Below are 24,069 nucleotides of genomic sequence, written 5' to 3'. Positions count from 1 at the left end.
TTGTCCAATTCCTTACTCAGAATCGATCTCTGTTAAATCGTCCTGAATATCTTTCGCGTTCGGGTTTTCTTCTGGTTTGAGTTTCCCGCCGTTCGCAATAAAGTCATGACGCTGGAAGTAAGCTTCACGCACCATGATGTAAGGATCGGAAGACTGACGCAGCAGACCGTCAGAGTCGAGCAATTGCGCACGGGTTTCAATCCCTTCAACCGTCCATTTGCCTATCGACAACGGCCAGGTCAGCCAGGACAGGACCGGATACAGCGTATCGACCATATCGCCGCCATCATCACGCAGTGTGAAACTACCGTAGAACGGAAGCTGCATATACGGCCCGTAACCAACATCATAATGGCCTAACGTACTGCCAAAGCGGTGTGGTTCAACGCGCTGCAACTTCGGATTAGCCATACCTGCCACATCTATAAAGCCGCCCATACCTAACAGGGTATTCAGGAAGAAACGGGTAAAGTGCACCATCCCCTGATAAGGATCGCCTTGCAGGAAGTAGTTGACCATGACGGCCGGCTCTTCAAGGTTCCCCGTAAAGTTGCTTAAACCATTACGCGCTGGCTGCGGAACATAATCACGCCAGGCAACAGCTACGGGTCTAACAACATATGGATCTAAAACATTAAAGTTGAAGTTGTACATGGTGCGGTTGAACCCTTCAAATGGGTCCGAACGCCCCTGCTGTTCAGTACCGGAGCTCGCACACCCCACCAAAAGTGTGGTTCCCAGCGCAAGCGCCGACAGGCGAAGCTTCATAAGTGTCTCCCTGTGTTTTATGGCTATCGCTGATTGCCATCCATGACGGAACGATGACGTATCCGCCTGCTTAGATGTGAGCGATTGTAACAGCACGTCAAATGATGTCTATATACCCTGTCTTACTGATTTGATCATAGCCTGGTAATGCGCACTCCGCGGCGGTTCTATTCTAACTAACCCGATAAAAACAAACGTTACTATTTTTGCTATCTCAGACTTTCTCCCGCTGATTTTCGGACAAAAGCCGCTACGCTTTAGCAATACGTGCTTATTCAGGATTCGGCCATGAATGACATCAAGAAAGATAAGATTGATCGACACAGCGACGAACTCGAGGTGGAAAGCGATGAAAAGCTAACAGGGAAAAAGATAGAGCTTGATGAGGACAGACTCCCCTCCCGCGCCATGGCAATCCATGAACATATTCGCCAGGATGGGGAGAAAGAGATGGAGCGCGACGCAATGGCGCTACTGTGGTCAGCCATCGCAGCAGGACTGTCGATGGGCGCCTCGCTACTGGCAAAAGGGATTTTTCACGTACAGCTGGAAGGCGTGCCAGGGGGATTTTTACTGGAGAACCTCGGTTATACCTTCGGCTTTATTATTGTCATTATGGCCCGCCAGCAACTCTTTACCGAAAATACCGTTACCGCCGTACTGCCGGTGATGCAAAACCCTACCCTCGGCAATTTTGGCCTGTTGATGCGCCTGTGGAGCGTGGTTCTGCTGGGTAATATTGTTGGTACCGGGGTTGCGGCATGGGCATTTGAACATATGCCGATTTTTGATGAAGAGACCCGCGATGCCTTCGTGAAAATTGGTATGGATGTGATGAAAAATACGCCAACAGAGATGTTTTCCAACGCCATCATTTCTGGCTGGTTAATTGCCACGATGGTATGGATGTTCCCCGCCGCCGGAGCGGCAAAAATTGTGGTCATTATTCTGATGACCTGGCTGATTGCGTTAGGTGATACCACGCATATCGTCGTCGGCTCGGTGGAAATTCTTTATCTGGTCTTTAATGGCACGCTGCACTGGAGTGATTTTTTCTGGCCCTTTGCGCTACCAACGCTCGCCGGGAATATCTGTGGCGGAACGTTTATTTTCGCGCTGATGAGCCATGCGCAGATCCGCAATGATATGAGCAACAAACGCAAAGAAGAAGCCAGGTTGCAAGCAAAGCGGGATGAGCAAAAGCAGAAAAACCAGAAAAAACAGGCCTGAATGGTGACTGTTTGAGCAGTCGGGCGGCCTGAGACTTACCGTTGTGAGTAAAAAACGCTATACTCGTGCCGCTTCGTCCCCTTAGTTAAATGGATATAACGAGCCCCTCCTAAGGGCTAGTTGCAGGTTCGATTCCTGCAGGGGACACCATGAACTCTTATGCTTCCAGTTATAATCCTTTCATTTACCAGTCAGTTCATCTCTGGGCCAGACGGTAAAACGGCACATTCCTCACTGTTGCAGTAAGATTGTCGGACACCACTGTCTGCTCTGTCGCTATCCGCATCCCTGCTTTTCTCAGCCTTAGCACATCAGCGGCAATACGTTGGCTGCCAAACCAGAACAGCCCGTCCAACGCAGTGACATCAAGACCCGATTCCAGTGCCAGCTTCAGACGTTCGCGCGGCGCTTTTACTGTTTTAGCAATCTGCTGATATGGCGCTTCGCTTGAACCTGCAGGACTAATGCGCCGGATACGATGCGACAGGCGGTACTGAAAATCATCCGGTATCCCGCTGAGACTGGCTTTCAGGCTATAAACACAACCAAAGCGTTTGCCGTTAAAGATGACGTTTTTCTGACTAAGCTGCAGTTCTTCACGTACGCTGGCAATCAGTTGCGGGGTACGGAGTAATAACAGGCGGAAAGGCAACTCAAAGCTGGTCACGTAGTCCACATTCAATAAAGCAATACGCAGACGTTCTTCTGGACCTGCCTTCAATACCCGACATTCAGCAATAACATCAGCCCATTGGCCGGTAAGACGAGAACTCTCAGTCGCCTCAGTAAAGCTGTATTTTTCAGCCTGATAATCAATACGCTCGGTCACACTGAATTCCCTTCTGGCCACATCTTGGTATCGGTTGCTCACCTTACCAGCGACAGGCTGCAACCGGAAGCCTGCTAGTATTGTCAGTTGAATAAGAGAAACTTCTGCTGAAACGCTTCATTATTTGGTAAATCAATCATTAAAAATCTTTTTTTGACTAAAATCAATTCACATGAATTATGACTATTGAAATATAGCCATGATCAATTTTTAGCCAGCTCATCAGAAAAACTTCTCCCAAGCAGGCTGATTAATACCGGTAATAATAAAAATTACCGGTGACATTGTCCAAACTGATTCATCGCTTAGAAAAAAGGAATTTATTCATATGATCAGAATCAAGACCAGTATCGCTACCTTGGCCCTATGTACCTTACTGACTGTTCCCGCATGGGGAGATACGCAATCGCCGATACGGCTGGTGATCCATGGTGGTGCCGGTACTATTACAAAAGATACCATCACACCAGAACAAGAAAAGCAGTATACAGAAAAACTCACTGAAGCTCTGAATGCTGGCTATGCCGTTCTGAATAAAGGCGGTAGCAGCCTGGAAGCCGTTCAGAAAGCGATTAATGTGATGGAGGATTCCCCTCTCTTCAATGCAGGTAAAGGCGCCGTGTTTACCCACGATGGCCGTAATGAACTGGATGCGTCCATTATGGACGGGAAAACACGAAAAGCCGGCGCCGTTGCCGGTGTAACCACAGTTAAAAACCCAATTAATGCGGCGTATGCCGTTATGACACAAAGTCCACATGTTCTCATGGTCTCGGCAGGCGCGGATACCTTTGCAAAAGAACAGGGACTCACAACCGTTGATCCGGCTTATTTCAAAACTGATTTTCGCTGGCAGCAATTACAGAATGCAATCAAAAAAGAAAAAGTACTCCTGGATCACGACGGAAAGAGCGCAGCTCTGTTTGCTGATCCGATGATGTATGACTATAAATATGGCACTGTCGGTGCTGTTGCACTGGATAAAGAAGGTAATCTGGCTGCCGGAACGTCTACAGGCGGAATGACCAACAAACGTTACGGACGAGTGGGAGATTCACCTATCATTGGCGCAGGTAATTACGCCGACAATGAAACCGTGGCGGTATCCGCAACCGGTTCAGGAGAAATGTTTATCCGCACGCTTACCGCTTATAACATTGCAGCCCAAGTGAAATACCGCAATACCCCTTTAAAGGACGCAGCACAGAATGCCCTGGATGAAGTTAAGGCGCTGAATGGCAGCGGTGGGGTTATTGTGCTTGATAAAGCAGGTAATTACTCCATGTCCTTCAACTCTGAAGGGATGTACCGCGGAACCATAGGTAATGACGGAAAACCTGTTGTAGCCATTTATCGTTAATGATATTTCCCCGCCATAAAGGCGGGGATGCTCTGTGACTCACGTCAGTCCCTTTCTCTTTTCGCCCCCCCCTCGAATACCTGCAGGAAGAAATTACCAGGGTAACCGACGTCAGAAGTTGCACTCCCTCCGGGCAACATAATAAATATTGATTGAACTCATATACTTGAGTGCATCCACACTGATAATCTCTCGAGATACATTTGTTGGCAGAAAGGGTCACTGTGTTAGAAATCTTTTCTTAACCCACTGAAAAATATTTAAAAATATTTTTCTCACATAAAAACGATGGTTCGTTCAAAACGGATCCGAATTTATTTGGGTTAAAAAAGGTACGGTATGAAAGTCACATGGACCACCCCTGTCGGGTACCAGCGCATAGCTAAGCGTTGTCCATCATGTAATGTAAAACGCGAATTCACACCTTCCGGAGCATTCAGAGTCAATTCGCAAAAGAAAGTGCTCGATATCTGGAGCATTTATAAATGCATCCACTGCGAATATACATGGAACATTTCGCTGTTTTCACGGCTTCACGTCAGCAAAATCAATCGCGAACTGTATCATCGATTTATCACCAACGATGCCAGTACAGTTCACTATTTTGCCAATGATAAGGCGACCCTGAACCGGAATAATGCTGAGCTTGCAGGTAAACCTGATTTTCGTATTCATGAACAGTGGCAGGTCAGCATCAACAGTGGCCAGAACGTCACCGTCAACATCAGACTTTCCCATTCTTTTCAGATTAGTGTGCTGTCGATATTGAAGCGACAGCTTTTACTCAGCACTGCGGAGATAAAGAAACTGATAGATGAAGGTCATATTCGCGGTATTACGATGAAAGAACTTAAATCCCGAAAACTAATGACAGGACATTTAAATTTTAATCTGTCAGTAGTCACATTATGTGCTCAGCGAAAAGTTGTTCTGAGTCAGCGTTAACAATATGCAACTCACAATAAGGTGATGAGACTTAACCGACCCGGTATGTCGTCCGGGTCGGTTAAACGGCGTCACGTCAGACAACAAAACGGTTAACCAGACCCTTCATGGTGACCGACAAATTGTCCAAGCGCTGGCTGTCGCTCGCAGCCTGAGAAACCAATGCCGCATTTTGCTGCGTGACCTGCTCCATCGGTCGCAATGCCAGGTTTATCTGGGTTACCCCTTGCGACTGCTCCGTCGCCACACGCGCGATATCCGCAATATATTGCTTCATACTGGTGGTATTATCCGCCGCGGCTTCCAGCGCGGTTGCAGACGCAGTAACCCGCTCAACGCCCTCACTAATTTTGACCATATTCTGCGCGACCAGCTCACGGATTTGGTTAGCCTCTTTGGCGCAACGCTGCGAAAGATTTCTCACTTCACTGGCTACGACAGCAAACCCCCTGCCCATCTCTCCTGCCCGTGCAGCTTCCACTGCCGCATTCAGCGCCAGTAAGTTAGTCTGAAACGAAATATCGTCAATCGAGGTCACTATATTCGAGATTTTCTCACTGGAAGCGCGAATATCCCCCATACTCTGGTTCGCCGCACTGGCAACGTTACTGGCCTGTCGGACCTCTTTTTCCAGTCTGATTGTCAGATGCTCCGCTTCGCGGGCATTATCCGCCGTTTGCGTAATCGCAGTTGATAGCTGCTCCATACTGGCCACAGCTTCTACTATTGATGCAGCCTGTTCATCTGTACGTTGAGCCAGATCCTGATTTCCCGCCGTAATACTGCTACTGGCATCGGATAAAACCACGGAGCCTTGCTTAATCTCCTGCACGATATGCTGAATACTTTCCAGCATCGTGTTATAGGCACGATTAAGTGAGGAAAGCTCATCTTTGCCCGGGGTCGCCAGACGTTGAGTCAGATCGCCGTTCATACCCGCAATCTTGCGTAGCGTGCCACTAAACTGACGGTGCATATTGATTGCGATGGCCCCTGCGAACGTCAATGATGCCAGGAGCGCTAACAGGCTAACAGCCATATATATTTGCCAGTTTTTTCGTGCATCCTGCGCGAGTTTTTCTGCATTCGCCAACAGAAGATTCGCCGCCACATTTTCTATCTGCCGCATCACTTCAATACGCTGGGTTTGTACTTTAAACCAGACAGTAGGATCGACACCGAATCCACCGTTCTCGACATGGTTAAACGCGGTTTCACGAAATGAGAGGGCTTTTGACGCTTCTGCTGACTGTAAGCGGTTTTTCAACATAGCCGCCTGTTCCGGTGAACTCAGGCGTAACGATTCGGTCAGCCAAACGTTCTGTTTACTGACGACATCACTGAGCTGATGTAATTGTCCGTCGGCGAAATGACCGGAGGAAAAGATATTTGACAGCAGAGCCCGTTCAATACCCGCTTGTTCTTTCAAATTCAACAGGTTGTAGTAGGCAGCGAAGGCGTTAGCCATCTCGCCTGAATCCGTCAACTGCCCCAATCTACCCACAAAACTCAGCACATCAGCAATGACGTTGGTATAAAACTTAACGACATCCGACGCTGGAAGCCCCAACTGCGTGACGTTTTCGCGGATGGTGGCGAGCGAAAGAATGTTTTTCTTAAACGCAGAGACAGAAGTGGCGACATCCCCTTTCGGTAATGCAGTATCGGACAGTGAACGCACAAATACCTCGATCTCGCGATCGGTCAAAGCCCGCTGTGCGTTTAACTCATCTTTGAACGTAGTCCCTGCAGCCCCCAGAAATCCGACACTCATTCCCCGTTCTTTTTGCAGTTCATGCACCACATTTCCGGCACTACGTGCGAGCGCTGTCAGTTGGGCAATATTCTCCATCTGCCGTTCTGTCTCAATACGCGTTAATATTCCTGAACCAGCAAACCAACACAACGCCAGTAATAATGGTTGTAGCGCAATTATTAACTTCATTTTCATCGGCATTCGATAAACCCACCACATGCCACTTACCTCCATTATCCATATTTTCACTATGGTTATCGGCGTGACATGGCTGCACTTTAAAATTTCTCAAAAGACTGATGGGGATTTTCCAAGTTTAAAATTCGCCAAAATAACTCTATTTGATTATGCATATCAAGACAAATAACTACCAGAACAGCATTTATAGGCCTATATTTTGCACTTTTATTATAAATAGGATAATATTCTTTTTAAGAAAATGAAGAAACACCCAGGCGATACCATTCAAATGGGCGGAAATCAACTCTCATATGCAGCGTTCCCACCTTACGCTGGTATACCATAACCAACGAGATACCGCGTAGTGAAGATAGCTCATAGAAATAACTCAACAATCCGTAGTAATTTTAATCAGCATAAAATCCCCGGCTAATATAGCTGACTCATAAAAGCAACAATCGGTATTCTTTGCAGATCGCAGATGGAATCCAACGTTCGGATTATTATATTAAACATCAATTTATCAAAAAACACATTCAGATCAACTAATTAATCACTTCGAGAAACGTGGTATCGATAACAGACTCACATTCACATTGAATAAAAAAATAATTTATCTAACATAATTAATGTTCACCATTACTCTATAAGAGAATCAATTTATGAAAAAACTCAGTGTCATTGTATTGTTAGGTTCGGCATGCGTGTTTTCTGCATATGCTGCTGAGCAAATTACACCAGAACAGGCAAGTAAATATACAAAAACAGGAGAAATTAGCGTAACTGAAGATGGATTCACAATGACTGATGATGGGCTCAGCAAAAAAGTGGACGAAAAGGGTGGCAAATACTACGTAATTACATCAACTGAAGGACGCTCTGAACATAAAACCATCAATGCAGACATTTATAATTAAATGTCTAGATATAAATAAATCGTTAATAAACTATATCTGTACGAATACCAGATCCTCTTGATAAAGGAGGATCTGGTAATTTTATCTCGCAATAAATCTACAGCCTTTCATTTAATATATTTAAGGAGGGTAATATGTCCAAGGTTTATACCTCTGGGAAATTGCCATATATCGCCTTCGCTGCAATTACACTCTTGCTCTCAGGTTGCACCACCATTCCTTCATCAATTAAAGGTAATGGTCAACCAGACTTGCAAAAAGATTTTCTTAAACTGAAGCAAACCCCTAACCTCTATGTAGGACAGCAAGTTCGATTGGGAGGACTGGTTATCAATGTTGTTAATCAACCTCATGAAACCTTACTCGAAATAGCTGTACTGCCGCTTAATCATGATGCACAGCCAGAAATCGGGGCGCAATATCAGGGACGGATACTGGCTAAAAGCTTAACATTTCTCGATCCGGTTAACTTCCGGAATCACTATGTTACCGTACTGGGTAACCTGACGGGAAATCGTCCGGGTCGGGTCGGTAATTCCAGTTACCCATTTGTTACAATGAACATTCTCGGTTATCAGATATGGAAGGAAGAAACACGTATTATGCCAGCACCGGGTTTTGATTACGGTATTGGGCCAGCCTGGCCAGCCGACTGGAATAGTATGATGTATCCAGGGTGGGGATGGTATGACCCACCGCTACAAGTGGAGAAAACTCTGTCTCCATAACATTCAATAATTCTCCTGCTCCACACCTCTATTCAATGCCTGGAAAAATGACACTACCAGGCATTATCACATGAATGCTTCACTTTTTATCCTATTGAATATAAATAAAAAAGCTGGCAAATCCATCGCCAGCAAAAGTCTATATAGGAGTCTCGAGTTCGTCACCAATACAAGTGACATATTTATCCTAATGCCCCAGAAAACATCCGACAAGTTTGTTTTATATAAATTAATCCTGGATAACATAAAACATAATATTTCTTAGTAATACCGAAGGAGTATTACCAATATCAAGATTTTTCTTATACTAAAAAATGAACCACTGATATTTTATGGCATTGAGATTTTTACTTAGGATTATTATATAGATTTATATCTGGATTAATCATAAAAATAGATTATGTTTATAACATTATATAAACATAACACGGAACAACCACCCCTGCATTTTCAAACTCAGTCACTAATCTTAACGCCATATTTTTAAAAACATTATAACTAGAAATATGCACCAAAGGAGCATTTTTATGATTTACATCATCACAAAGGATTTTTTCCTTTTCCAGGGAGTAATTCACCTACAGGAAAAGGAAAAAATCATCAAGATCAATCAACTTTCAGATATTAACTTTAATGACATTGATCACACTGTGAGAATTGTTATTGATACTTATCATAATAATATTATTGACGAAGTTACCGTCAGACTTCTCAACCATATCGATGTGCAAAGAATCATCATTCTTGCTCCTTTTCAAATTAGCAAATTGAAAAGCCTGTCACCGTTGCTGTTTGTAAACAGAAAAGAGCAACTCATGAACTTACTCTCACTCATCATAGATGAAAAAATTTCATATCAGAAACCAAATGTCGCACTTTCGCATAACCAGCTTAAGCTGGTTAACTCAATTATCAATCAACAGAACATAAATGATATAACTAAATCCCTTAATATTTCTGAGCAAACTCTACGTATTCAGAAATTTAACATTATGCTCAAACTAAAGCTTCGAAGAATCAGCGATCTTGTTACTCTAAAAATATCACCTTACTTTTAAAGTGCAGGTTAATACTATTTAACATAGTAAATTGAGGTTATATGCTGACATCATTAATTGCCATTATGATTGGTGGCAGTATCGGAAGCGCTTTACGCTGGGGTATATCCCAACGACTAAATGCACTTTTCCCTTTATTGCCTCTCGGCACTCTTGTCTCAAACATAGTTGCTGGATTCATTATTGGTTTTGCTACGGTATTTTTTACACGGTCAACATCATTCTCGCCAGCAGTAAAATTGATGGTCACAACGGGGTTATGTGGTGGTCTATCGACCTTTTCAACTTTTTCAGAGGAAGTATTTTCACATTTGCAAAATGAAGATTATATCTGGGCCGGTACGGAAATTACCGTTCATGTGCTGTTCTCCCTGCTCGCCGTTTATACCGGCTTCTTAATTGCGTCGTTTATTACCCATTGGTACCGATAAACCGCAAACTCTCGTGACCTTTATGTGAGTGCTATGATGCAGATAAAAAGAAAATTCGCGGTAATTGGCCTGGTTAATATTCTCTTCACCGGAGGATGTGATGACAGTAAAAATACGCTCCCACATCCCGTTGTACCGGATGTAGGTGTGATTACCCTCCAGGCGGAATCCGCGAATATTACCAGCAAATTGCCAGGAAGGATTGTTCCCTTTGAAATTGCAGAGATACGCCCGCAGGTCGGAGGGATCATTCTCAGTCGTCAGTTTCAGGAAGGCAGCAGGGTAAATGCAGGAGATCCATTATACCAGATTGATCCAGCCCCTTTACAGGCAGAGCTGGATCGGGCGAAGGGAAACCAGGCGAAGGCTCAATCTGCTGCAGATAACAGCCGCTTTACGTTGGCTCGTTTTACGTCATTACTGAAATCACACTATGTCAGCCGACAGGACTATGACACGGCTCAGGCTAACGCGAAGGAAGCGCAGGCAAACGTCGTGGTGGCGAAAGCGGCAGTTGAAAGCGCCAGAATCAACCTGAACTATGCCAGCGTCACCTCGCCACTGAGTGGATTAAGCGGCAAATCAACAGTCACCATCGGCGCGTTGGTCACTGCCAACCAGGGACAAGCTCTGGTCACGGTTCAACGACTAGATCCGATTTATGTCGATGTCACCCAATCCGCCAATGATTTCCTTCAGCTAAAAACTGAAATGGAACAAGGCGTAATTGAGCAAAACCAGGGACAAGCCACAGTCTTCCTGGAGTTTGATAACGGTAAGCGATATGCCCACACTGGTAAATTGCAATTCTCCGACCTCACGGTAGATGAAACAACGGGGTCAGTGACGCTCAGAGCCATCTTCCCTAACCCTGATAACACCCTTTTACCCGGCATGTACGTTACCGCCGTGCTCAATGAAGGCATCCAACACCATGTATTGTTGGTTCCGCAAGAAGCGGTTACTCGCAATGCCAGCGGCAAAGCGACAACACTCATTCTCGATACCGAAAATATTGTCCAATTGCGTGAAATTACAACCGCAAAAGCGATAGGAGATAAATGGCTGGTAACTTCCGGGTTACGCCCCGGCGACAGGGTAATTATTACCGGGCTCCAGCAGATTAGGCCTGGCATTAAAGCTCATGCGCTTCCCTCCCCTTTTGCACCTAATCCTTCTATACCGCAATAAAGCCGGGTAACAGGAGTCTTCCCTATGGCGAATTTTTTTATTGAGCGCCCAGTCTTCGCCTGGGTTCTTGCTATTATCATGATGTTAAGCGGCGTCATTGCCATCACTCAGTTGCCCATCGCACAATACCCCAACATCGCGCCACCGGCAGTAACAATCAGCGCAACCTACCCGGGAGCGGATGCCCAGACCGTACAAAACTCGGTAACGCAGATTATTGAACAGAATATGAATGGCCTGGATGGATTAATGTATATGTCCTCCACCAGCGATGCCTCAGGCAATGCCGTTATGACCCTAACGTTCGAATCGGGAACCAACCCAGATATCGCTCAGGTACAGGTACAAAATAAGCTGCAACTGGCGATGCCGTCACTTCCGCAGCAAGTACAACAACAAGGTATCAGTGTTGATAAAGCAAGCAGCAATATATTGCTTGTTGCCGGCTTTATTTCAGAAGATGGGTCGCTTAACCAGTACGATATTGCCGATTATGTCGCGTCAAACATCAAGGACCCTCTCAGCAGAATCGCCGGCGTGGGTAGCATTCAGCTATTTGGTTCACAGCATGCCATGCGTATTTGGCTTGATCCGGTAAAACTCAATCAATACCAACTCGTCCCTCAGGATGTCATTCAAAAAATCAAAATACAAAATAACCAAATATCGGGAGGGCAATTAGGTGGTGCGCCTCAGGCAAATAACCAGCAACTGAACGCCTCCATTATCGTCCAGACCCGGTTGCAAAGTACTGAGGAGTTTGGAAACATTCTGCTTAAAGTTCAACAGAATGGTTCACGCGTTACGTTAAACGATGTTGCCCACATTGAGTTGGGGGCTGAAAGTTATGGTACCGTCGCGAAATACAACGGTAAACCCGCAGCAGGAATTGCGATTAAATTGGCAACTGGCGCTAATGCCCTTGATACAGCAAAGTTAGTGAAAGAGGAAATATCCCGGCTTTCACCCTGGTTTCCTTCTGGTCTCAAAACCGTCTACCCCTATGACACAACGCCCTTCATTCAAATATCAATACAAGAAGTCGTTAAAACTCTGGTTGAAGCCATTGTTTTAGTATTCATCGTTATGTATTTGTTCTTACAAAATTTTCGTGCAACGCTTATTCCAACAATTGCGGTACCGGTTGTCATATTAGGCACATTTGCCGTTCTCGCCGTGGCTGGCTTTACCATCAATACGTTGACCATGTTTGGCCTTGTCCTGGCCATTGGGCTGCTCGTTGATGATGCTATCGTGGTTGTGGAAAATGTTGAACGCGTGATCGCCGAGGAACATCTTTCGCCCAAAGAGGCCACACATAAATCGATGTCGCAAATCCAGGGGGCGCTGGTGGGGATTGTTCTTGTCCTCTCGGCTGTATTCGTACCTATGGCATTACTGGGGGGTTCTACCGGAGAAATATACCGGCAATTCTCAGTGACTATTGTCGCAGCTATGGCGCTTTCCTTATTGACCGCACTATCACTAACTCCCGCACTCTGTGCCACGCTGATCAAGCCGGCACATAAGGATATTCCCCACTCCCCACCCCGTTTTTTCGCACTGTTTAACCTGTACTTTGAGCGTTTTACCCAACATTACAGCGACAGTACACGTAAAATTCTGCGAGTAACATCTCGATATATGATTCTGTATTTACTGATTATTATTGCCATGTTAGTACTTTTTTTACGTATTCCAACCTCGTTTTTACCTGAAGAAGATCAGGGCGTTTTGCTAACTATGGCCCAGTTGCCGCCAGGCGCTACGCTTGTGAAAACTAATCAGGTGCTTGCAGACGTAAGCCACTATTACCTGACTCAGGAAAAAAATAATGTGGAATCAGTTTTTACGGTCAGTGGTTTTGGATTCAGTGGGCAAGGTCAGAACAACGGCCTGGCTTTTGTTAGCCTGAAACCCTGGTCTGATCGCACGGCCAGCGCTGATGGCATTAATGCAATTATTCAACGCGCGATTAAAGCACTGAGCACAATCAACCAAGCCATTGTCTATCCCTTTAATTTACCTGCCGTCCCGGAACTTGGAACGGCTTCAGGTTTTGATCTGGAACTTATTGATAAAGCCAATCTGGGTCATCAAAAACTCACTCAGGCAAGAAATCAGCTCCTCGGAATGGCGAAACAATACCCCGAACAGGTGGTCGGCGTTCGACCCAATGGACTGGAAGATACGCCCATGTTTCGGGTGCAGGTCAATGCCGCGAAAGCAGAATCAATGGGCGTCAATCTCAACGATATTAATCAAACGATCTCAACCGCTTTTGGAAGCAGCTACGTTAACGACTTTCTGGATAATGGGCGCGTCAAAAAAGTCTTTGTGCAGGCAGCCATCCCCTACCGCATGCTCCCAGAAAGTGTGAACAGTTGGTATGTCCGTAACGCATCCGCAGACATGGTTCCGTTTAGGGCATTTGCCAAAACAGAGTGGACTTATGGCTCACCGCGTCTTGAACGCTACAACGGCTCTCCTTCAATGGAGATTCTTGGCGAAGCCGCGCCAGGTAAAAGTACTGGTGATGCCATGGCATTTATGGTCTCGCTCATCGAAAAGCTGCCCGCTGGTATCGGGTATGACTGGACAGGAATGTCTTATCAGGAGCGCTTATCCACCGACCAGGCCCCTATGCTGTACTTTATTTCAATCGTCGTTGTTTTTCTGTGTCTGGCAGCGCTCTATGAAAGCTGGTCAATTCCATTTGCCGTAATGCTGGTTGTTCCACTTGGTGTTGTTGGGGCCTTATCAGCAACCTGGCTACGCGGGTTAACCAATGATGTCTATTTTCAGGTAGGTCTGCTGACCACAATTGGGTTATCCGCTAAAAACGCAATTTTGATTGTAGAATTTGCCGTTGAGCTCATGCAAAAACAGGGTAAAAGCGATATTGAAGCGACATTAGACGCAGCACGAATGCGCTTAAGACCGATTCTGATGACCTCTCTGGCGTTCATTCTTGGCGTGCTTCCATTAGTCATCAGTAATGGCGCAGGATCGGGTGCGCAAAATGCGGTAGGAACAGGTGTGATGGGTGGGATGATCGCAGCAACCATCCTGGCAATATTTTTTGTCCCCGTCTTCTTTATTGTTGTACATCGTTTGTTCGCTAAGATAACTACTACAAAAGGAACCAAGAATAATTATTAAGATTTATTTATTAAAATATAACCACGATAACTTTTGAAATGTTTATCTATATTATTTAGGATTATAAAGGCTTCAGTGCAGACTGATCCCCTGAGAAAACACTTGGCTATATTTTCATTTTCAACTGCCCGCAAGGGCAGTTTTTTTATATATTAACGACCCCGTTACCGGGGCCTGTTTATAATAATATCTTAGACCGTAATGCTATGGCTTACGAAACTGATTGGCAATAAAGATGCAGCTAATCCCACTCAACATGAGTTCAATTCCCGTTACCATCGACACCATGTAAATCGATGCCTGCGGAGCAGCAGTAATAAAACACCAGGCAATAAAAAGGTCCAATACACCGATCACCCCTTGCAGCCACACTTTTTTCTCTTTACGACGCTTAAAAAACGTGGTCAGTCGAATAATGCCTCCCAGACAAAACAAACACGCCAAAAATGTTGCAATAGCAAAAATACCCAACTCAGGTGCCGTGATGAAAAAATACCCCATCAAAAAGTATGCGATGCTAACGACTATTCCAGAAACAACGGGCCAAAAGTTATGCACCCGATTCTTAAACAGACCTATCGCCAGGGCCACACCGCTACACATTAAAATTCCGCCGACGATGATACTGAGTACACCTCCGGACACATACGGAAAAAGGATAAAAAGCACCCCACCCAAGAACATCAGGCATGCCAGAAATTTAAGAAATCGCCGCTGTTTAACCAGCACATCATCGTCAAGTTTAGATAGAATATCTCGTGTTACATTTAACATTTTCTTCTCCTGTTAGCCAGAGTACTACTGACAACATTAATTTATGCTAAATATCATCAATAAATAACACGTCATTAATAATATAGTCTGATAAATTCATCTTAAACAACGCGCAACCCTTTCAAATAAAAAGAAAATATTGAACATATAAAAATCACGATTTCATTCAAAATATGACATTCATGCTGTTCCAGGATATATATTTATAGTCGCTATCAGACTTTCCACCCGTCGACATTAATTGATACAAGAGGTACGTTAGATGAATAAAACATTAAGCATTATCGTTGGCTCTCTACTCATGATCCCCGCGCTGAGCCAGGCGGCAGATAATCACAAGCCGCTCAGCCAGTGGACATGTGAAGATTTTCTTGCCACCGATGCCACATTCCAGCCCACGGTAGTTGGCTTTGCTGAAGCATTGAATAAAAAGGATAAACCGGAAGATGCGGTACTTGATGTTAAAGGTGTTGAAACCGTAACTCCTGCGCTGGTTCAGGCATGTATGCAGGATAAAAAAGCCAATTTCAAGAAAAAAGCCGACAGTGAGTGGGACAAAATCAAAAAGGATCTGTAATCAATAATTTTATGTATTGATATCACTGAAGCGAGAACTGTGCCCCAATAGTTCCCGCTTCAGTAAATTAATTGTAGTCAAAACACCAAGAGGCTATATATGAGACGCGTACTTATCACACTTACCTCTCTATTATCATTGTTCATGCTAAACACCCCTATGGCACATTCAGCCGAAAACAGTCCTGACAAAATGACCTGTCAGGAGTTCATCAATCTAAATCCCAAAGCAATGCTTCCTGTAGCATGGTGGATGCTGCATGAAGAAACAGTTTATAAGGGAGGGGATTCAGTGTCTTTGAATGAGACAGATCTTACCAGCATCCCGCAAGTCATTGAATATTGCAAACATAATCCACAATTAAAACTGTATTCATTCAAAGATAAATAATTGCCAGTAAATACACTGATTAGTGATTAGCCCTTCATATTGAAAAAGCTAAAACACATCACCTTTATAAACCTTCAGAAAAGGGCACAGGGTATATGGGAATATCACCTGTTCAATTTCAATTACTGGACCCGGCTAATACAGCTTTTATGCTGTTATGCGCTAGTCTGGTTATGTTAATGACACCAGGGCTTGCTTTTTTTTACGGTGGTTTAGTCCAGCGTAAAGGCATACTCACCATCATGTTTCAGAGTTTTGTCTCCATGAGCTGGGTAGCGATACTGTGGTTTGCTGTGGGCTATTCTTTAGCCTTCGGCCCCAGCCTTAATGGCATTATTGGCGATCCTCTGCACTATGCTTTTTTACATAATATCAATGCGAACACGCTGTTTACCGGCAATAACGCAGGGATCCCAATCCTGGTACATTTCGCTTACCAAATGATGTTCGCAATTATAACCCCGGCCTTGATTACTGGTGCTTTTGTTGGCAGGGTGAAATTCAAGGCATATCTGATTTTTATTACTCTCTGGACATTATTCGTTTACTGCCCGTTTGTGCACATGGTCTGGAGCCCCCAGGGCGCAATGGCTAAATGGGGTGTGGTTGATTTTGCCGGTGGTATCGTCGTCCACGCAACGGCCGGATTCGCAGCGCTTGCTTCCGCTCTATACGTTGGGCGACGAATAATTCAACCAGATGGTAGCCATAATATTCCTTATATTGCTCTGGGTGCGGGATTGCTCTGGTTTGGCTGGTATGGTTTTAACGCAGGATCTGAATTACAAGTTAACACTATTACAGTTTCTGCGTTTGTCACCACCGATATTGCGGCTGCTTTTTCCGGTGCCACATGGCTATTTATTGAAAAAATGCACACCGGCAAACCGAAATTTGTTGGTTTCCTGACAGGAGCCGTCGCGGGTCTTGCCACCATCACACCTGCGGCAGGGTATGTTTCAATTCAATCCGCAGCATTTATTGGTATTGTTGCCGGTTTTGTCTGCTACTACTGCGCACTGTTTGTTAAAAAATATGTTGATGATGCACTGGACGTTTTTGGCGTACATGGCATGGGTGGCATTACCGGTTCTATTCTACTCGGTGTTTTTGCATCTCAGGCCTGGAACAGCAAAGGGCCGTCAGGATTGCTGGAAGGTGGTGGAATATTGCAGGTTGCAAAACAACTCGCAGCGGTGCTGATCACCAGCATATGGTCCTTTATATTTACTCTGCTCATTTTATGGATAATTAACAGATTTACCCCGGTGCGAATTTCAACCAATGACGCTCGCCAATCTCCTGATTATTCAGCATTTGGTGAGGATGCTTATACCCCTTCAGGTAAGGAGTAATTAATGAAACTTAGTCCCAGAGAAATTGAGAAAATAATGATTTACTCACTTGCCAGCGTGGCTCAAAGCAGAAAAGAAAAAGGCATAAAACTAAATTATCCTGAAGCTGTTTCTATTATTGCGTCAACGGCCATGGAAAGTGCCAGAGAAGGAAATGATCTGGAAACCGTCATGAATAAATCAAGAGATGTTCTGACCAAAGACGACGTCATGGAAGGTGTCGCAGATCTTATACCACAAATACAGGTTGAAGCTATTTTTACCGATGGTAGCCGACTGGTAACTGTTCACGACCCTATTCGTTAATAGCAGGAGAAATAGACTATGCCTGAGGATAAAGAAACAAAATCCGTACCCTATGGGGGCTACGTTTTACAGGATACCCCTGTGTCATTTAATACAGAGAAACCTGTAACAAAAGTGCGCGTTAAGAACACAGGAGATCGACCGATTCAGGTAGGTTCACATTTCCATTTCTTCGAAGCTAATAAAGAACTGGAATTTGATCGTGTAAGTGCGCTGGGAAAGCGCTTAAACATTACCGCCACGACTGCAATACGCTTTGAGCCAGGCGATGAGATAGAAATAGAACTCATCCCCTATAGTGGGGACAACGATATTTTTGGATTTAATAACCTCGTTGATATGACAGGTCAGCAACTCGCTGAAGTTATTAAAGATCCAGTGAAGTTGAAATCACTGATTGATAATGCCCGGCGAGCCGGTTTCAAAATGCCAAACAATCCCAGCTAAGGATCTCTTATGCCAACAATATCCAGAAAGGAATACTCCAGTCTGTTTGGTCCAACGACCGGTGATAAAATTCGTTTGGGCGAAACGGATTTGTATATTGAAATTGAACAAGATTTACGTGGTTATGGTGACGAAGCAGTCTATGGCGGAGGAAAATCTCTACGTGATGGAATGGGGGCTAATAATCAGTGTACCCACGACCAGGGGGTTCTCGATCTGGTTATTACAAATGTCACGATAGTTGATGCAAAACTGGGTGTGATTAAAGCGGATGTAGGCATTAAGGATGGACTGATCTCAGGGATTGGTAAAAGCGGTAACCCCGCAATTATGTCTGGTGTAACACCTGGGATGACGGTTGGGCTTAGCACGGATGCGATATCAGGCGAGCATTTGATTTTGACTGCGGCGGGTATCGATTCCCATATTCATCTCATCTCTCCTCAGCAAGCTTATGCTGCATTATCTAACGGCATTACCACCTTCTTCGGTGGCGGCATAGGTCCCACTGATGGTACGAATGGAACCACAGTGACTGCGGGACCAAAGAATATGCGCGCCATGCTGCGGGCATGGGAAGGTATTCCGGTCAATATCGGTCTACTTGGCAAAGGAAATGCCTACAATAAAGCCCCTCTCGAAGAACAAATCATTGCCGGTGCCGTTGGGCTAAAAGTACATGAAGATTGGGGTGCTACGCCAAACGCGCTCCGACACGCACTGCGCACAGCAGATGATATGGACATTCAGGTCTCTGTACACACCGACAGTCTTAATGAAGCAGGATATGTCGAAAATACGATTGCCGCCTTTGAAGGAAGGACAATTCACACCTTTCATACAGAAGGCGCTGGCGGTGGTCATGCCCCGGATATTATTAAGGTCGCCAGCCAACCAAACGTCCTGCCAAGTTCTACTAATCCAACGCTTCCTTTTGGTATCAACAGCCAGGCAGAACTGTTCGATATGATTATGGTGTGCCACAACCTCAATCCTAACGTGGCTGCCGATGTTTCATTTGCAGAAAGCCGCGTTCGCCCTGAAACCATTGCCGCCGAAAATATCCTGCATGATATGGGCGTAATATCTATGTTCTCCAGCGATTCTCAGGCTATGGGACGCGTGGGTGAAAACTGGCTTCGCCTGGTACAAACCGCGCATGCCATGAAAGTAGCTCGCGGAAAATTACCGGAAGATAGTCCAGAGAATGATAATTTCCGCGTTCTCCGATACGTCGCCAAAATTACGATTAACCCTGCTATTACGCAAGGCGTCAGCCATATTATTGGCTCTGTTGAAGTGGGTAAGATGGCTGACCTGGTACTCTGGGAACCGCAATTTTTTGGAGCTAAACCAAAACTCATTATTAAAGGGGGAATGATCAACTGGTCTTTAATGGGTGACCCTAACGCTTCGCTGCCTACTCCTCAGCCAGTATTTTACCGCCCCATGTTTGGTGCAATGGGAAAAACGCTGCAGGATACCTGCCTTACTTTCGTCTCAAAAGCTGCCTTTGATGATGGCGTTAAAGAAAAAGCTGGCCTTGAAAGACAGGTTGTCGCAGTCAATAACTGCCGTAACATCAGTAAACACGATCTTATCAGAAATAATGCAACCCCAAAAATTGACGTAAACCCAGAGACATTCGCCGTCAAGGTTGATGGTGTGCACGCTACCTGCCAGCCTATTCAAACTGCGGTAATGAATCAAAAATATTTCTTTGGTTGAAAGGAAAATAGCTATGTATTTAATTGAAAGAACTCTCGGAAATATTAATTCTCATGGTGTACTTGACCTTTCCGCTGAAGATATTAAACACGATGTACTCGTGCTAGAACAATGGGAGGCACAAAAAAGTCGTTGCCGTAAAAAAAGTCAATTCGGCTATGATATCGGTTTATCCCTTGACCGTAATCTCCGTCTTAATGATGGCGACATTCTTTTATATGACAAAAATAACCGTTATTTACTTACGGTAAAAATACAGCTACGACGTGTGATGATTGTCGATCTGGGGTTATTTGGCGTAGAGAAAATCACCGACCTTCTCACTCGCGCCTTTGAATTAGGTCATGCTCTAGGGAATCAACACTGGAAAGCCGTCATCAAAGGATACTGCGTTTTTATTCCCATTGTCGTGGCCGACAAGATGTTGGCTTCAGTAATGAAATCTCATGGTTACACCGAGGGTCAGTATTACTTCACGGAAGGTGAAAAAGTCATTCCACTCTTAACACCATCGGAATCCAGACTTCTTTTTGGCGGTACGGAAGAAGCACATACACATGTACACATTGATCACTAACATAATAGGGTTGCCGAACATGCCAGATAGTTCACATAGAGTACTGAATATTGCACGAATACTGCATTTTGGAGATTCGGTCCTACCTGTCGGGGCATTTACTTTTTCCTGTGGGGTTGAGTCTGCCATTTCATGTGGAATTGTCTATGACCGGCATACCCTCAAGCAATATGTCTGTACGGCACTATTGCAGGCAGCAAAATGTGATGCTGTCGCACAAATACAGGCCATGCGCGCCTGTCGCAGCAACAGGTTAAATGAGCTTATTTCTATAGATAATGATGTAATCAGTAGAAAACTATCACCAGAAGCCCGACTGATGACCCAAAGAATGGGTAAGAAGTTAACCGAGCTTTCAGCAGCTATTTACCATGATCGTCTATTTAACTGGTGGCTTGAGCAAATACGCCAGCGCCATGTTATTGGTACCTATCCTGTTTCTCATGCCTTACTTATGCACCATTTAGAACTTGATGAAGAAGCCATGCTGGCCATGCACTTTTATGGCGTAGCGACGACCATTCTCAGTGCAGCGCAAAGACTGATGCGGATTACGCATCTGGATAGCCAAAAAATCCTGGCCGAAGCCACGTCGCTTTTTCCTGATTACGCTGAAATGGCACTAAATACCCACCCCGAAGAAATGTCTTCTTTTTCGCCGGTGATCGACATTCTTGCGGCTGTTCATGTCGATGCCCATGTACGTCTGTTTATGAATTAACTGAGGTCAGTAATGAAAAAAATTACCCGAATTGGCATTGGTGGTCCCGTAGGTTCAGGAAAAACAGCCATTATTGAGGTTATTACTCCTGTACTTATTCATCGGGGATATAAACCTCTGATTATAACTAATGATGTTGTAACCACTGAAGATGCAAAGCAAGTCAAAAGAACATTGAAAGGGATATTAGAAGAAGAAAAAATCGTTGGCGTTGAAACAGGAGCATGTCCGCATACTGCTGTACGTGAAGATCCCAGTATGAATATTGCTGCCGTTGAAGAAATGGAAGATAAATTTCCAGATAGCGATTTAATTATGATTGAAAGCGGTGGTGACAATCTCACCCTCACATTCAGTCCCGCATTGGCTGACTTTTATATTTATGTCATTGACGTAGCCGAAGGGGAAAAAATCCCACGTAAAAATGGTCCTGGTCTGGTACAGGCCGATATTCTGGTTATCAATAAAATTGATTTAGCGCCATATGTCGGCGCGAGTCTGGAGATAATGGAATCAGATACCAGACATGTTAGAAATAATCGTCCCTATATTTTAACTAACTGTAAAACGGGTGAAGGTATCGAGCAGCTTGTTGACATGATTGAGCGCGATTTTTTATTTGGTCACACTATTGAAGGTAAACAAGATGACTCACCTACAGAATTTGCATGACCAGGTGGAAACAAAACGATCGCTTTGGGATATGCAGATCCCCATAGAGTATCGTCAGGAACCGGAGCAAATGCCCAGTGGGGCAATCGGTAAGGATGGTTTTTTATACCTGGGTTTTACGCGTTACGAAAGTAAAAGCATTCTTCATCGTATGGAAAAACGAACGCCATTGTTTGCGCAAAAGGCATTGTATCATGATGAAGCACTGCCAGAACTTCCCTGCGTGACCGTGATATCGACTTCAGGCTGTGTTCTGCAAGGGGATCGCATAGTATTATCCATTAGCGTGGGTGAAAATGCTTTCGCCAGCGTCAGTACGCAATCCGCAACCAAAATACACTCCATGGATAAAAACTATGCTGCGCAAATTCAATTTATTCATCTTGATGAAAATGCTTATCTGGAATATCTCCCCGATCCTTTAATTTTGCACCGTAATGCAAGGTTTATAAACGACACCGTAATTAATTATAAGAGAAGCGCGACTCTTATTTATTCAGAAATAATTATACCTGGCCGTCGCCATCATCATGAAAATGAGCTTAATGGCTTTGACTATTATTCCTCAAGCGTATTAGCAAAAGATGAATCAGGACATATTGTCTTCAAGGAACAAATTTCGCTGAGACCCAAAGAGCATCCGATGGAAGAAATCGGAGTTATGGGAAACTTCCAAATTCTCGGCACAATTTTCATATTAACGCCAACAGAAAACATAGCATCCATTCTGGCGGCCTTCCCTGCTCATTATAGCAAGGATTGTTGCTACGGTATGTCAACACTTCCTGCGGAATCGGGGCTTATATTTAAGATACTGGCTAATGACAGTAGTATTATAAAAAAACACATTCGTAAAGTGTGGGCCATGGTCAGAAAAGTCGTTCTGGATGCAGAATTACCGCCTCCATATATCTGGAAACAATAGGATCATCCACAACTATTCATATTGGTAAACAATGATGACAATACAATCCATTCCGGTATTATGGAAAAATAATATTGATAAGCATTACACTTTCAAAATTATTGATATATCATTACGTGGTTGCGCACAGGTAATGTTCCAAAACAATCCTATCACAGGGTTATTGTTTTTCATTGCGATATTCATTTCTGCTTATAGTAATAACAATCCTTTAGCTGCATGGGGGTGTGTAGTTGGAACTGTTCTGGCTTCGATTACAGGTGCAATAACTCATGATGTAAAAGGTTGGCGAGATGGTCTCTATAGCTATAATGGCTGCCTGGTTGGTATTGCTATTCCTGTATTTATAACTGCGACGCCAATAATGTGGTTATGCCTGGTCGTTGGTAGCGTCGTGTCTGTTATTGCTACGGTATGCATTGCTGATATATTGAAAACATGGAAAGTTGCGGCGTTAACAGCACCGTTTGTTCTGACAACCTGGGTAATCCTACTTGCCAGCTATGCTTTTCATAATATTTATGGCTCAGGACTGCCCTCCCCTGATCTGCCCCAGCATTATATACCGTCAACTCAAAGTAGTTACTCACTCAGCTTTTTCATCAACAGTACTTTACATGGGATCTCGCAGGTATTTTTATTCCCTGGGATCCTGGCAAGTTTTTTCTTTATTGCCGGTCTGGCGGCAGAATCTGTCGTATGCGCCTGCTATGCCATCGTCGGTTCTTTCATCGCGACACTACTTGCCTGTTATCTGGGCGCCAGTCCCCATGACATTGCTGCAGGGTTGTATGCTTTTAGTGCCGTTTTGACATCCGTCGCACTTGGGACTGTGTTTAATCATCCAGGCTGGCGAGTTTTTATTTACACCATTTCAGGAATTATTTTTACAGTTTTTATCCAGGCCGCAATGAATGTACTTTTAATGCCTTTAGGCATACCGACATTAACCATGCCATTTGTTATTTCCTCATGGTTATTTCTGGTACCAAACAAAGAATTTATGCCAGAACATCGTCATTAATAATAATAAGGTGGTGAA

Annotated in this window: 24 protein-coding genes and 1 tRNA gene; 21 read left to right on the top strand and 4 right to left on the bottom strand. The window is 44.4% G+C overall.

Annotated features, from left to right (window positions below):
- Nucleotides 1-12: 12 nt before the first annotated feature.
- Nucleotides 13-768, bottom strand: coding sequence for a phospholipid-binding lipoprotein MlaA (gene mlaA, locus OGY83_RS22740; protein WP_286636966.1), 756 nt, complete (start codon nucleotides 766-768; stop codon nucleotides 13-15).
- 288 nt (nucleotides 769-1,056) lie between these two features.
- Between mlaA and OGY83_RS22735 the strand changes: the two genes are divergently transcribed.
- On the top strand, nucleotides 1,057-1,998 hold the full coding sequence (locus OGY83_RS22735; RefSeq protein ID WP_123267634.1) for a formate/nitrite transporter family protein: 942 nt from the start codon (nucleotides 1,057-1,059) through the stop codon (nucleotides 1,996-1,998).
- A gap of 75 nt (nucleotides 1,999-2,073) precedes the next feature.
- A tRNA-Arg gene (locus tag OGY83_RS22730) sits at nucleotides 2,074-2,148 on the top strand.
- A gap of 46 nt (nucleotides 2,149-2,194) precedes the next feature.
- Here the strand turns inward: OGY83_RS22730 and OGY83_RS22725 are convergent.
- Nucleotides 2,195-2,827, bottom strand: a complete 633-nt coding sequence (locus OGY83_RS22725; protein ID WP_079939934.1) for an ECs1377 family protein — start codon at nucleotides 2,825-2,827, stop codon at nucleotides 2,195-2,197.
- A gap of 328 nt (nucleotides 2,828-3,155) precedes the next feature.
- Between OGY83_RS22725 and OGY83_RS22720 the strand changes: the two genes are divergently transcribed.
- Both OGY83_RS22720 and OGY83_RS22715 read left to right on the top strand, forming a co-directional pair.
- A complete protein-coding gene (locus OGY83_RS22720; RefSeq protein WP_286636965.1) occupies nucleotides 3,156-4,187 on the top strand; it encodes an isoaspartyl peptidase/L-asparaginase family protein in 1,032 nt (343 codons plus the stop codon).
- A gap of 339 nt (nucleotides 4,188-4,526) precedes the next feature.
- Nucleotides 4,527-5,132, top strand: coding sequence for a DUF1062 domain-containing protein (locus tag OGY83_RS22715; protein ID WP_286636964.1), 606 nt, complete (start codon nucleotides 4,527-4,529; stop codon nucleotides 5,130-5,132).
- Nucleotides 5,133-5,208: 76 nt separating this feature from the next.
- On the opposite strand, the gene OGY83_RS22710 is transcribed toward OGY83_RS22715, so the two are convergent.
- Nucleotides 5,209-7,107 carry a methyl-accepting chemotaxis protein gene (locus tag OGY83_RS22710; protein WP_286636963.1) on the bottom strand — a complete coding sequence of 633 codons (1,899 nt, stop codon included), beginning with the start codon at nucleotides 7,105-7,107 and terminating at the stop codon, nucleotides 5,209-5,211.
- A gap of 623 nt (nucleotides 7,108-7,730) precedes the next feature.
- On the opposite strand from OGY83_RS22710, the gene OGY83_RS22705 reads away from it, so the two are divergent.
- The 6 genes from OGY83_RS22705 to OGY83_RS22680 all read left to right on the top strand — a co-directional run bounded on the left by OGY83_RS22705 (nucleotide 7,731) and on the right by OGY83_RS22680 (nucleotide 14,555).
- Nucleotides 7,731-7,985: a YdgH/BhsA/McbA family protein gene (locus OGY83_RS22705; protein ID WP_079939938.1), complete on the top strand. Its 255-nt coding sequence runs from the start codon at nucleotides 7,731-7,733 to the stop codon at nucleotides 7,983-7,985.
- A 134-nt stretch (nucleotides 7,986-8,119) separates the two neighbouring features.
- Complete coding sequence (locus OGY83_RS22700) at nucleotides 8,120-8,713, top strand: Slp family lipoprotein (RefSeq protein ID WP_286636962.1); 594 nt, start codon at nucleotides 8,120-8,122, stop codon at nucleotides 8,711-8,713.
- A 527-nt stretch (nucleotides 8,714-9,240) separates the two neighbouring features.
- Nucleotides 9,241-9,771: a helix-turn-helix domain-containing protein gene (locus OGY83_RS22695; protein ID WP_123267642.1), complete on the top strand. Its 531-nt coding sequence runs from the start codon at nucleotides 9,241-9,243 to the stop codon at nucleotides 9,769-9,771.
- A gap of 41 nt (nucleotides 9,772-9,812) precedes the next feature.
- Nucleotides 9,813-10,202 carry a fluoride efflux transporter CrcB gene (crcB, locus tag OGY83_RS22690; protein ID WP_286636961.1) on the top strand — a complete coding sequence of 130 codons (390 nt, stop codon included), beginning with the start codon at nucleotides 9,813-9,815 and terminating at the stop codon, nucleotides 10,200-10,202.
- A gap of 36 nt (nucleotides 10,203-10,238) precedes the next feature.
- Nucleotides 10,239-11,393, top strand: a complete 1,155-nt coding sequence (locus tag OGY83_RS22685; RefSeq protein WP_194210934.1) for an efflux RND transporter periplasmic adaptor subunit — start codon at nucleotides 10,239-10,241, stop codon at nucleotides 11,391-11,393.
- Between the two features lie 24 nt (nucleotides 11,394-11,417).
- Nucleotides 11,418-14,555 (top strand): efflux RND transporter permease subunit, encoded by a 3,138-nt coding sequence (locus OGY83_RS22680; RefSeq protein ID WP_286636960.1) that lies wholly within the window; start codon nucleotides 11,418-11,420, stop codon nucleotides 14,553-14,555.
- Nucleotides 14,556-14,759: 204 nt separating this feature from the next.
- Here the strand turns inward: OGY83_RS22680 and OGY83_RS22675 are convergent, their stop codons facing one another.
- The gene (locus OGY83_RS22675) at nucleotides 14,760-15,329 is read right to left on the bottom strand and encodes an HdeD family acid-resistance protein (protein WP_286636959.1); all 570 of its coding nucleotides are present in this window, start codon (nucleotides 15,327-15,329) and stop codon (nucleotides 14,760-14,762) included.
- A gap of 262 nt (nucleotides 15,330-15,591) precedes the next feature.
- On the opposite strand from OGY83_RS22675, the gene hdeA reads away from it, so the two are divergent.
- The 11 genes from hdeA (at nucleotide 15,592) to yut (ending at nucleotide 24,051) form a co-directional block, all read left to right on the top strand.
- A complete protein-coding gene (gene hdeA / locus OGY83_RS22670) occupies nucleotides 15,592-15,906 on the top strand; it encodes an acid-activated periplasmic chaperone HdeA (protein ID WP_286636958.1) in 315 nt (104 codons plus the stop codon).
- Between the two features lie 99 nt (nucleotides 15,907-16,005).
- Nucleotides 16,006-16,296: an acid-activated periplasmic chaperone HdeB gene (gene hdeB, locus OGY83_RS22665; RefSeq protein WP_079939097.1), complete on the top strand. Its 291-nt coding sequence runs from the start codon at nucleotides 16,006-16,008 to the stop codon at nucleotides 16,294-16,296.
- A gap of 95 nt (nucleotides 16,297-16,391) precedes the next feature.
- Nucleotides 16,392-17,651 (top strand): ammonium transporter, encoded by a 1,260-nt coding sequence (locus OGY83_RS22660; protein ID WP_194210531.1) that lies wholly within the window; start codon nucleotides 16,392-16,394, stop codon nucleotides 17,649-17,651.
- A gap of 3 nt (nucleotides 17,652-17,654) precedes the next feature.
- Nucleotides 17,655-17,957, top strand: coding sequence for an urease subunit gamma (locus tag OGY83_RS22655; protein WP_003845045.1), 303 nt, complete (start codon nucleotides 17,655-17,657; stop codon nucleotides 17,955-17,957).
- Between the two features lie 18 nt (nucleotides 17,958-17,975).
- Nucleotides 17,976-18,404, top strand: coding sequence for an urease subunit beta (locus tag OGY83_RS22650; RefSeq protein WP_079939099.1), 429 nt, complete (start codon nucleotides 17,976-17,978; stop codon nucleotides 18,402-18,404).
- A gap of 9 nt (nucleotides 18,405-18,413) precedes the next feature.
- Complete coding sequence (locus OGY83_RS22645; RefSeq protein ID WP_286636957.1) at nucleotides 18,414-20,132, top strand: urease subunit alpha; 1,719 nt, start codon at nucleotides 18,414-18,416, stop codon at nucleotides 20,130-20,132.
- Between the two features lie 13 nt (nucleotides 20,133-20,145).
- Complete coding sequence (locus tag OGY83_RS22640; RefSeq protein ID WP_286636956.1) at nucleotides 20,146-20,709, top strand: urease accessory protein UreE; 564 nt, start codon at nucleotides 20,146-20,148, stop codon at nucleotides 20,707-20,709.
- Between the two features lie 19 nt (nucleotides 20,710-20,728).
- Entirely contained in the window at nucleotides 20,729-21,430 is a 702-nt protein-coding gene (locus tag OGY83_RS22635) for an urease accessory protein UreF (RefSeq protein ID WP_286637157.1), read from the top strand.
- 12 nt (nucleotides 21,431-21,442) lie between these two features.
- Nucleotides 21,443-22,102 (top strand): urease accessory protein UreG, encoded by a 660-nt coding sequence (gene ureG / locus OGY83_RS22630; protein ID WP_079939102.1) that lies wholly within the window; start codon nucleotides 21,443-21,445, stop codon nucleotides 22,100-22,102.
- Nucleotides 22,077-23,027, top strand: a complete 951-nt coding sequence (locus tag OGY83_RS22625; RefSeq protein ID WP_286636955.1) for an urease accessory protein UreD — start codon at nucleotides 22,077-22,079, stop codon at nucleotides 23,025-23,027. The genes ureG and OGY83_RS22625 overlap by 26 nt, the downstream gene beginning before the upstream one ends.
- Before the next feature lie 34 nt (nucleotides 23,028-23,061).
- Nucleotides 23,062-24,051, top strand: a complete 990-nt coding sequence (gene yut, locus OGY83_RS22620; RefSeq protein WP_286637156.1) for an urea transporter — start codon at nucleotides 23,062-23,064, stop codon at nucleotides 24,049-24,051.
- Nucleotides 24,052-24,069 lie beyond the last annotated feature (18 nt).

This window comes from Citrobacter sp. Cpo090, assembly GCF_030332665.1.
GTDB lineage: Bacteria > Pseudomonadota > Gammaproteobacteria > Enterobacterales > Enterobacteriaceae > Citrobacter > Citrobacter portucalensis.
This window is presented reverse-complemented; position numbering and strand designations above follow the sequence as displayed.

Bases quoted from the DNA above. Each gene is read 5' to 3' on its own strand.
- OGY83_RS22720 (WP_286636965.1), top strand. From the start codon at position 3,156: ATGATCAGAATCAAGACCAGTATCGCTACCTTGGCCCTATGTACCTTA.
- OGY83_RS22695 (WP_123267642.1), top strand. From the start codon at position 9,241: ATGATTTACATCATCACAAAGGATTTTTTCCTTTTCCAGGGAGTAATT.
- OGY83_RS22735 (WP_123267634.1), top strand. From the start codon at position 1,057: ATGAATGACATCAAGAAAGATAAGATTGATCGACACAGCGACGAACTC.
- OGY83_RS22675 (WP_286636959.1), bottom strand. From the start codon at position 15,329: ATGTTAAATGTAACACGAGATATTCTATCTAAACTTGACGATGATGTG.
- OGY83_RS22660 (WP_194210531.1), top strand. From the start codon at position 16,392: ATGGGAATATCACCTGTTCAATTTCAATTACTGGACCCGGCTAATACA.
- OGY83_RS22635 (WP_286637157.1), top strand. From the start codon at position 20,729: ATGCCAGATAGTTCACATAGAGTACTGAATATTGCACGAATACTGCAT.
- OGY83_RS22705 (WP_079939938.1), top strand. From the start codon at position 7,731: ATGAAAAAACTCAGTGTCATTGTATTGTTAGGTTCGGCATGCGTGTTT.
- OGY83_RS22715 (WP_286636964.1), top strand. From the start codon at position 4,527: ATGAAAGTCACATGGACCACCCCTGTCGGGTACCAGCGCATAGCTAAG.
- OGY83_RS22650 (WP_079939099.1), top strand. From the start codon at position 17,976: ATGCCTGAGGATAAAGAAACAAAATCCGTACCCTATGGGGGCTACGTT.
- OGY83_RS22645 (WP_286636957.1), top strand. From the start codon at position 18,414: ATGCCAACAATATCCAGAAAGGAATACTCCAGTCTGTTTGGTCCAACG.
- hdeA (WP_286636958.1), top strand. From the start codon at position 15,592: ATGAATAAAACATTAAGCATTATCGTTGGCTCTCTACTCATGATCCCC.
- OGY83_RS22625 (WP_286636955.1), top strand. From the start codon at position 22,077: ATGACTCACCTACAGAATTTGCATGACCAGGTGGAAACAAAACGATCG.
- hdeB (WP_079939097.1), top strand. From the start codon at position 16,006: ATGAGACGCGTACTTATCACACTTACCTCTCTATTATCATTGTTCATG.
- mlaA (WP_286636966.1), bottom strand. From the start codon at position 768: ATGAAGCTTCGCCTGTCGGCGCTTGCGCTGGGAACCACACTTTTGGTG.
- crcB (WP_286636961.1), top strand. From the start codon at position 9,813: ATGCTGACATCATTAATTGCCATTATGATTGGTGGCAGTATCGGAAGC.
- OGY83_RS22680 (WP_286636960.1), top strand. From the start codon at position 11,418: ATGGCGAATTTTTTTATTGAGCGCCCAGTCTTCGCCTGGGTTCTTGCT.
- OGY83_RS22700 (WP_286636962.1), top strand. From the start codon at position 8,120: ATGTCCAAGGTTTATACCTCTGGGAAATTGCCATATATCGCCTTCGCT.
- yut (WP_286637156.1), top strand. From the start codon at position 23,062: ATGACAATACAATCCATTCCGGTATTATGGAAAAATAATATTGATAAG.
- OGY83_RS22655 (WP_003845045.1), top strand. From the start codon at position 17,655: ATGAAACTTAGTCCCAGAGAAATTGAGAAAATAATGATTTACTCACTT.
- OGY83_RS22640 (WP_286636956.1), top strand. From the start codon at position 20,146: ATGTATTTAATTGAAAGAACTCTCGGAAATATTAATTCTCATGGTGTA.
- OGY83_RS22685 (WP_194210934.1), top strand. From the start codon at position 10,239: ATGCAGATAAAAAGAAAATTCGCGGTAATTGGCCTGGTTAATATTCTC.
- ureG (WP_079939102.1), top strand. From the start codon at position 21,443: ATGAAAAAAATTACCCGAATTGGCATTGGTGGTCCCGTAGGTTCAGGA.
- OGY83_RS22710 (WP_286636963.1), bottom strand. From the start codon at position 7,107: ATGTGGTGGGTTTATCGAATGCCGATGAAAATGAAGTTAATAATTGCG.